The organism is Marinovum sp. J2-8 (assembly GCF_055808435.1).
In genome coordinates this window covers 348447-355073 of record NZ_JBVVRZ010000005.1, presented here as the reverse complement: position 1 = coordinate 355073, position 6627 = coordinate 348447, and the positions used below count along the sequence as shown (strand labels likewise).

Annotated in this window: 8 protein-coding genes; 4 read left to right on the top strand and 4 right to left on the bottom strand. The window is 58.0% G+C overall.

Annotated features, from left to right (window positions below; translation table 11 throughout):
- The 4 genes from AC0L4F_RS17015 to AC0L4F_RS17000 form a co-directional block, all read left to right on the top strand.
- Positions 1 to 552: L,D-transpeptidase family protein (locus tag AC0L4F_RS17015; protein ID WP_244690402.1), on the top strand; the 552-nt coding region annotated here is incomplete at its 5' end.
- Between the two features lie 31 nt (positions 553 to 583).
- Positions 584 to 1675, top strand: coding sequence for a UDP-3-O-(3-hydroxymyristoyl)glucosamine N-acyltransferase (gene lpxD / locus AC0L4F_RS17010; protein ID WP_244690400.1), 1092 nt, complete (start codon positions 584 to 586; stop codon positions 1673 to 1675).
- Between the two features lie 31 nt (positions 1676 to 1706).
- Positions 1707 to 1967, top strand: a complete 261-nt coding sequence (locus AC0L4F_RS17005) for an acyl carrier protein (protein ID WP_244690398.1) — start codon at positions 1707 to 1709, stop codon at positions 1965 to 1967.
- A gap of 41 nt (positions 1968 to 2008) precedes the next feature.
- A complete protein-coding gene (locus AC0L4F_RS17000; protein WP_244690396.1) occupies positions 2009 to 3217 on the top strand; it encodes a beta-ketoacyl-[acyl-carrier-protein] synthase family protein in 1209 nt (402 codons plus the stop codon).
- Between the two features lie 70 nt (positions 3218 to 3287).
- Here the strand turns inward: AC0L4F_RS17000 and AC0L4F_RS16995 are convergent, their stop codons facing one another.
- From AC0L4F_RS16995 to AC0L4F_RS16980, 4 genes are all read right to left on the bottom strand, one after another.
- Entirely contained in the window at positions 3288 to 4091 is an 804-nt protein-coding gene (locus AC0L4F_RS16995) for a lytic murein transglycosylase (RefSeq protein ID WP_244690394.1), read from the bottom strand.
- Between the two features lie 78 nt (positions 4092 to 4169).
- A complete protein-coding gene (locus tag AC0L4F_RS16990; protein WP_244690358.1) occupies positions 4170 to 4496 on the bottom strand; it encodes a hypothetical protein in 327 nt (108 codons plus the stop codon).
- A gap of 203 nt (positions 4497 to 4699) precedes the next feature.
- Positions 4700 to 6106 carry a type I glutamate--ammonia ligase gene (gene glnA, locus AC0L4F_RS16985; RefSeq protein ID WP_244690356.1) on the bottom strand — a complete coding sequence of 469 codons (1407 nt, stop codon included), beginning with the start codon at positions 6104 to 6106 and terminating at the stop codon, positions 4700 to 4702.
- Positions 6107 to 6223: 117 nt separating this feature from the next.
- On the bottom strand, positions 6224 to 6562 hold the full coding sequence (locus AC0L4F_RS16980; RefSeq protein ID WP_244690354.1) for a P-II family nitrogen regulator: 339 nt from the start codon (positions 6560 to 6562) through the stop codon (positions 6224 to 6226).
- Between the last annotated feature and the right edge of the window lie 65 nt (positions 6563 to 6627).

The following is a 6627-nucleotide window of genomic DNA, read 5'->3' as shown; positions in this document are numbered from 1 at the left end:
ATCACGACGAATGAATACCTGCCGTTGATGCGCAACAATCGCAATGCTGTCAGCCACCTTCAGGTGATCGACAGCCGCGGTCGGGTTGTGCCACGGTCGGCGGTGAATTTCGCCGCCTATTCCGGGCGGACCTTCCCCTTCTACCTGCGCCAGCCGCCGTCGAACAGCAACGCCTTGGGCTTGGTGAAATTCATGTTCCCCAATTCCAACAATATCTATCTGCACGACACCCCGGCCAAAAGCCTGTTCGCCCATGAAGTGCGGGCCTATTCGCATGGCTGTATCCGGTTGGCGGAACCGTTTGAATTTGCCTATGCGCTTCTGGCGGTTCAGACCGATGATCCGGTCAGTTTCTTTCAAACCCGGTTGCAATCGGGCAAGAACCAGCGCGTCAATCTTGAGCAGCCCATTCAGGTGCATCTGATCTATCGCACCGCCTTTACCGATGCCAAGGGACGCGTGCATTACGTTGCCGACATCTATGGCCGCGACGCACAGGTCTATCAGGCGCTGCGCAACGCAGGGGTGGCGCTGACCTCGGTTCAGGGATAAACCCAGCCCGCAATGATATGCGAGGCGCAAGATGAACCATAGCGTTCAGGACATCGCGACGGCGCTCGGCTGTGAAGCTGTGGGTGCCGTCGATATTGTGATCAAAGCGGTAAGTGAACCGGCCGACGCCGGGCCGGATCATCTGGCGCTGGCGATGAAGCCGGAATATGCCGAGGCCCTTTCCAAAGGGGCGGCGCGTGCCGCGATGTTGTGGGGCGGCGCTGATTGGCAGGCCCTGGGGCTGGAGGCTGCGATCCTTGCGCCACGGCCACGGTTTGTGATGTCCGGCCTGTCGGCGATGATGGATCAGGGCCCGCACTATGGCGAGGGCGTGCATGCCTCTGCGGTGGTTGATCCAACGGCCCTGATTGGCGCTGATGTCCAGATTGGCCCGGGGACGGTGATTGGCCCACGGGCGCAGATCAGCGCAGGATCGGTGATCGGGCCGCAATGTTTCATTGGTGCCGATGTGGTGCTGGGCGCGGGGGCCTTGCTGCGGGAACAGGTTGTGCTGTGCCATGGCGTGCAAATCGGCCGGAATTTTATCTGCCAACCGGGGGCGCGGGTCGGGTCCGACGGGTTTTCCTTTGTCACCGCAGAAGAGAGCGCCGTCGAACGTGCCCGCGATACGCTGGGCGATCAGGGCGAGGGCGCGGCCCAGGGCTGGGCGCGCATTCATTCTCTGGGCGGGGTGACCATTGGCGACAACGTGGAAATGGGCGCGAATTCCTGTATCGACCGGGGCACGATCCGCGATACGGTGATCGGCGACGGCACCAAAATCGACAATCTTGTGCATGTCGGCCATAACGTTCAGGTGGGCCGGGATTGCCTGCTGTGCGGTCAGGTCGGCATCGCGGGATCGGTTCGCATCGGCAACAATTGTGTCTTTGGCGGTCAGGTCGGGATCAGCGACAATATCTTTATCGGGGACCAGGTAATTGCCGGCGGCGGGTCAAAGATCCTGTCCAATGTCCCAAGCGGGCGGGTTGTGCTGGGCTATCCGGCCACCAAGATGGACAGCCAGATGGAAAGCTACAAATCCCTGCGCCGCTTGCCACGTCTGATGCGCGATGTTGCCGCGCTTAAAAAAGCAGTTTCCAAGTTGGGGCAGAGCGACTAAATCACCCGTAGGTGGATCAGAGGGCATGACGATGGATGTGAAAAGTAAAGTCGTGGACATCATCGCCGAACAGGCTGTGCTGGACGTAGAAGACATCAAGATGGATGCCACGCTGGACGATCTGGGGATCGACAGCCTGGGTTTGGTCGAAAGCATTTTCGCCATCGAAGAGGCGTTTGATATTTCGATCCCCTTCAATGCCAACGAACCATCGGAAAGCGATTTCGATATTTCTTCGGTGCAGTCAATTGTGACGGGCATCGAGGCATTGATCAAAGAAAAGCAAGCCTAGGGCCCCATCGGGCGTCGCTTGCGAAAACGGGACAAATTGCCATGAAACGGGTGGTCATTACCGGCGCGGGGACGATCAACGCGCTGGGTCACAATGTTGCGGATACGTTAGAGGCAATGCGCGAAGGGCGCTGCGGGATTGGGCCGCTGGACATTCCCGATGTCGACCGGCTGTCGATCCGGATCGGCGGCCAGGTGCGCGGGTTCGATCCAGAAAGCCGGTTCAACCGCCAGCAATTGGCGCTTTATGATCGGTTCACCCAATTCACCCTGATTGCCGCGCGCGAGGCGCTGGCGCAATCCGGGCTGACATTTTCCGGTGAATTGGCGGCACGTTCCGGCGTGGTGCTGGGCAATTCCGGCGGCGGTATGACCACGCTGGATGCCAATTATCGCTCTGTCTATGAGGACGGCAAAAACCGTGTGCATCCCTTTGTGGTGCCAAAGTTGATGAACAATGCGGCGGCGTCGCATGTGTCGATCGAATTCAACCTGAAGGGGCCGTCGTTTACCGTGTCGACCGCCTGTGCCTCGTCCAATCATGCGATGAGCCAGGCGTTTCAAATGGTGCATGGCGGCATGGCACCGGTGATGATCACGGGCGGATCTGAATCGATGCTGTGTTTCGGCGGCGTCAAAGCCTGGGAAGGTCTGCGCGTCATGTCAAAAGACGCCTGCCGCCCATTCAGCGCCAACCGCAACGGCATGGTTCAGGGCGAGGGCGCGGCGATCTATGTGTTCGAAGACTATGACCATGCCAAGAAACGCGGCGCTGAAATCCTGGCTGAGGTGGTGGGATTCGCCATGTCGTCTGACGCCTCTGACATCGTGATGCCGTCGAAAAGTGGCGCGGCGCGCGCCATTCGCGGCGCGATGCAAGATGCCAAGATCGAACCGACAGAGGTCGGTTATATCAATGCCCATGGCACCGGCACCGCGGCCAATGACAAAACCGAAAGCGCGGCTGTGGCCGATGTGTTTGGCGCCCATTCCGACAAGCTGATGATCTCTTCGACCAAGTCGATGCATGGCCATTTGATTGGCGGCACCGGCGCGGTTGAGCTTCTGGCCTGTATCATGGCGCTGCGCGACGGGATCATCGCGCCCACCATCGGATATGAGGAACCAGATCCGGAATGCGCGCTGGATGTGGTGCCCAATGTCGCACGCGAAGCCAAGGTTGATGTGGCCCTGTCCAATGCATTTGCCTTTGGCGGCCTGAATTCGGTTCTGGCGTTGCGCAAGTTCTGACAGATCAAAGGATTGAAAAAGGCCCGGATCGCAGATGCGCCGGGCCTTTTTTATTGCGAAAGTCGCGGGATCAGCTGTCGATCTTGATCGCGCTCAGCGCAATGGCCTGTTGATAGACCGTTGCGGCGTTCCATTCGTTCAGCACGCGGAAATTTGCTTCGCCCTGTTGATAGCCACGACCGGGCTTCCAGCCCTTGGCGCGCAGAAAATTGGCGGTGGATGCCATGGCATCGGCAACGTCATAGAAATTGACCCGGCCGTCGCCGTTGCCATCCGCACCATATTTCAACGCATTGCCCGGCAGAAACTGGGTGTGGCCCAGCTCGCCGTGGAAGGCGCCCTTTTGCGTCGGTGACAGCATGCCGCGATCGACCATTTGCAGCGCCGCCAGCGCATGTGGGGTGAAGAAACCCGAGCGGCGGCAATCATAGGCGACGGTTGTGATCGACGACACCACCGGCGTGCTGCCCATATTGCGGCCAAATCCGGTTTCCATGCCATGAATGGCCAGCAAAATCCCCGACGGCACGCCATAGCGTTGTTCCAGCGACGCATAGAAACCGGCATTGCGTGCCTTGTGCTTCTTGGCCTGGCTGGCAAAACTGTTGAGCGAGCCAAGCCGGATGCGAATGAAGTCATCCAGTTTGTATTTCACGCCCTTTTGGTTGCGGTCGGCGCGAATGGTGCCGGTGGAATATTGCGCCGACGCCAGCGCCTGAAGCCCGCGTTGGCCCACGCCTGCGCGCTGGGCCTCTTGGGCGAATTCGCCTTTCCAGCGTTCAAATCCAGAGGAATTGTTGCCGCATTGGGCTGCGTGAACGGCGGGCGCGGACAGACAAAGGGCAAAAGAAAGCGAAACGATGAAACGGCGCATGGCGGATATCCTGTTGATCCAAACTCTTGTCAGATCACCCTATCTCGACATTTTAACGAATTCACCGAAAAAATGATCTTACTCACAGCCCGGTTCGACCTTCAGGCCCATCAACTCGCGGTATTTGTCGCTGAGCATGGTGCCGCGGGCGAACTGGCAGCGTTCGCTGTCGTCAAAGCCCATTTCGGTGAGCGTATCGTTGGTCTTGGTCAACAGGACCGCCATCAGCCCCAATCCGATGACCACCGATGCCGCCGGCAGCAGGATGGCGCGCGCTCTGCCGTTGCGGATGCTTTTGGTTGGGCGGGGGGCGCGGGCCCCGGGCCGCTGTTTGGACTGAAGCTCTGCCTCGGTGCGCGCGGCGATGCGGGACAATCTGTCTTCAAAGCTGGATTTTCCGGTCATGGAACCTGTCCTTGGAAAACGTATGAAAAAAATCGGTACATCTTTTTGCGTGGCGCACAGGTTCGGTTTTGAGGCGGCAATCCGGCTTTTGCGTGGCGGTTCGATAAAAGTGGCGGTTCGATAAAAGTGGGGTTGGACAAAAGCAAAATGGGCGCCCCGAAGGACGCCCATCTTTTGTGGTCAGTGCTGAAACCGGGAACAGTTTAGCAGCTGTAGTACATGCCGAACTCAACCGGGTGGGGTGTGTGTTCGTACAGTTCGATTTCTTCCATCTTCAGCTCGATGTAGCCGTCGATCTGGTCTTTGGTGAACACGTCACCGGCCAGAAGGAAGTCATGATCAGAGGCCAGGCAGTCAATCGCTTCGCGCAGGCTGCCACAGACGGTTGGGATACCTTCAAGCTCTTCCGGCGGCAGGTCATAGAGGTTCTTGTCCATCGCCTCGCCCGGGTTGATCTTGTTGGTGATGCCGTCAAGGCCAGCCATCAGCAGGGCCGCAAAGCACAGGTAGGGGTTCGCCGAAGGATCGGGGAAACGTGCTTCGACGCGCTTGGCTTTGGGCGAGTTGGTCCAAGGAATACGAACACAACCCGACCGGTTGGAGGCCGAATAGGCGCGCAGAACCGGGGCTTCAAAGCCTGGGATCAGACGCTTGTAGCTGTTGGTCGACGGGTTGGTGAACGCGTTCAGCGTTTTGGCGTGCTTCAGGATACCACCGATGAACCACAGCGCTTCGTCGGACAGATCGGCGTATTTGTCGCCAGCAAACAGCGGCTTGCCGTCTTTCCAGATCGACATGTTGCAGTGCATGCCGGTGCCGTTGTCGCCATAGATCGGCTTGGGCATGAAGGTCGCGGTCTTGCCATAGGCCTGTGCGACGTTGTGCACGACATATTTGTACTTCTGCAGCTCATCCGCCTGGGTGGTCAGCGTGCCGAACACAAGGCCCAGCTCGTGCTGGCAGGATGCCACTTCGTGGTGGTGCTTGTCGACCTTCATGCCGAGGCGCTTCATGGTCGAGAGCATTTCCGAACGGATGTCCTGGCCGTCGTCGATCGGGTTCACAGGGAAATAGCCGCCCTTGACGCCCGGACGGTGGCCGGTGTTGCCCATTTCGTATTCGGTGTCGGTGTTCCACGAAGCGTCGATTGCATCAACTTCGTAGGATACCTTGTTGATCGAGTTCGAGAAACGCACATCGTCAAACAGGAAGAATTCCGCTTCCGGACCCCAGAAAGACGTGTCACCGATGCCCGATGCTTTCAGGTAAGCTTCGGCTTTTTCGGCTGTGCCGCGTGGGTCACGGGCATAAGGTTCGCCAGTGTCCGGCTCGACAACCGAGCAATGCACGCAGATGGTTTTTTCAGCATAGAAGGGGTCGATATAGGCGCTGTCGCAGTCGGGCATCAATTTCATGTCCGATGCTTCGATGGATTTCCAACCTGCAATGGACGAGCCGTCGAACATGAAGCCGTCTTCGAGGAAATCCTCGTCAACTTCGCTTTCGATGACGGTCACGTGTTGCAGTTTGCCGCGCGGGTCGGTGAAGCGGATATCGACGTAAGCCACTTCCTCATCTTTGATCAGTTTGACCAGGTCCTTTGCGCTCATTTCGTCATTCCCTTGTTTGATAAGAACATTTTCTTGGTGTTTGGGCCCGGTTGTGACCGGAACCCGCCCGACAACGTCAAGAGACCCCGGACCATGTCCGGGGCGCGTGTCGTGTGATTACAGTGCGTCGGAACCGGTTTCGCCGGTCCGGATGCGAATGGCCTGTTCGATCGTGCTGACAAAGATCTTGCCATCGCCGATCTTGTCGGTTTTTGCCGCTTCGACAATCGCTTCGATTGCCTGATCGACCTGATCGTCGTCAAGTACGACTTCGATCTTCACCTTTGGCAGAAAGTCGACAACATATTCTGCGCCGCGATAGAGTTCGGTATGGCCTTTTTGCCGCCCGAAACCTTTGACTTCGACCACGCTAAGGCCCTGGACGCCAACATCCTGAAGCGCCTCTTTGACTTCATCAAGTTTGAATGGCTTGATGATCGCTTCGATCTTTTTCATGTGAAACCTCCTCGCAAACCCCGTGCTTTTGCAGGTCAGACCACTTCTACTGCGGGGCTACAATT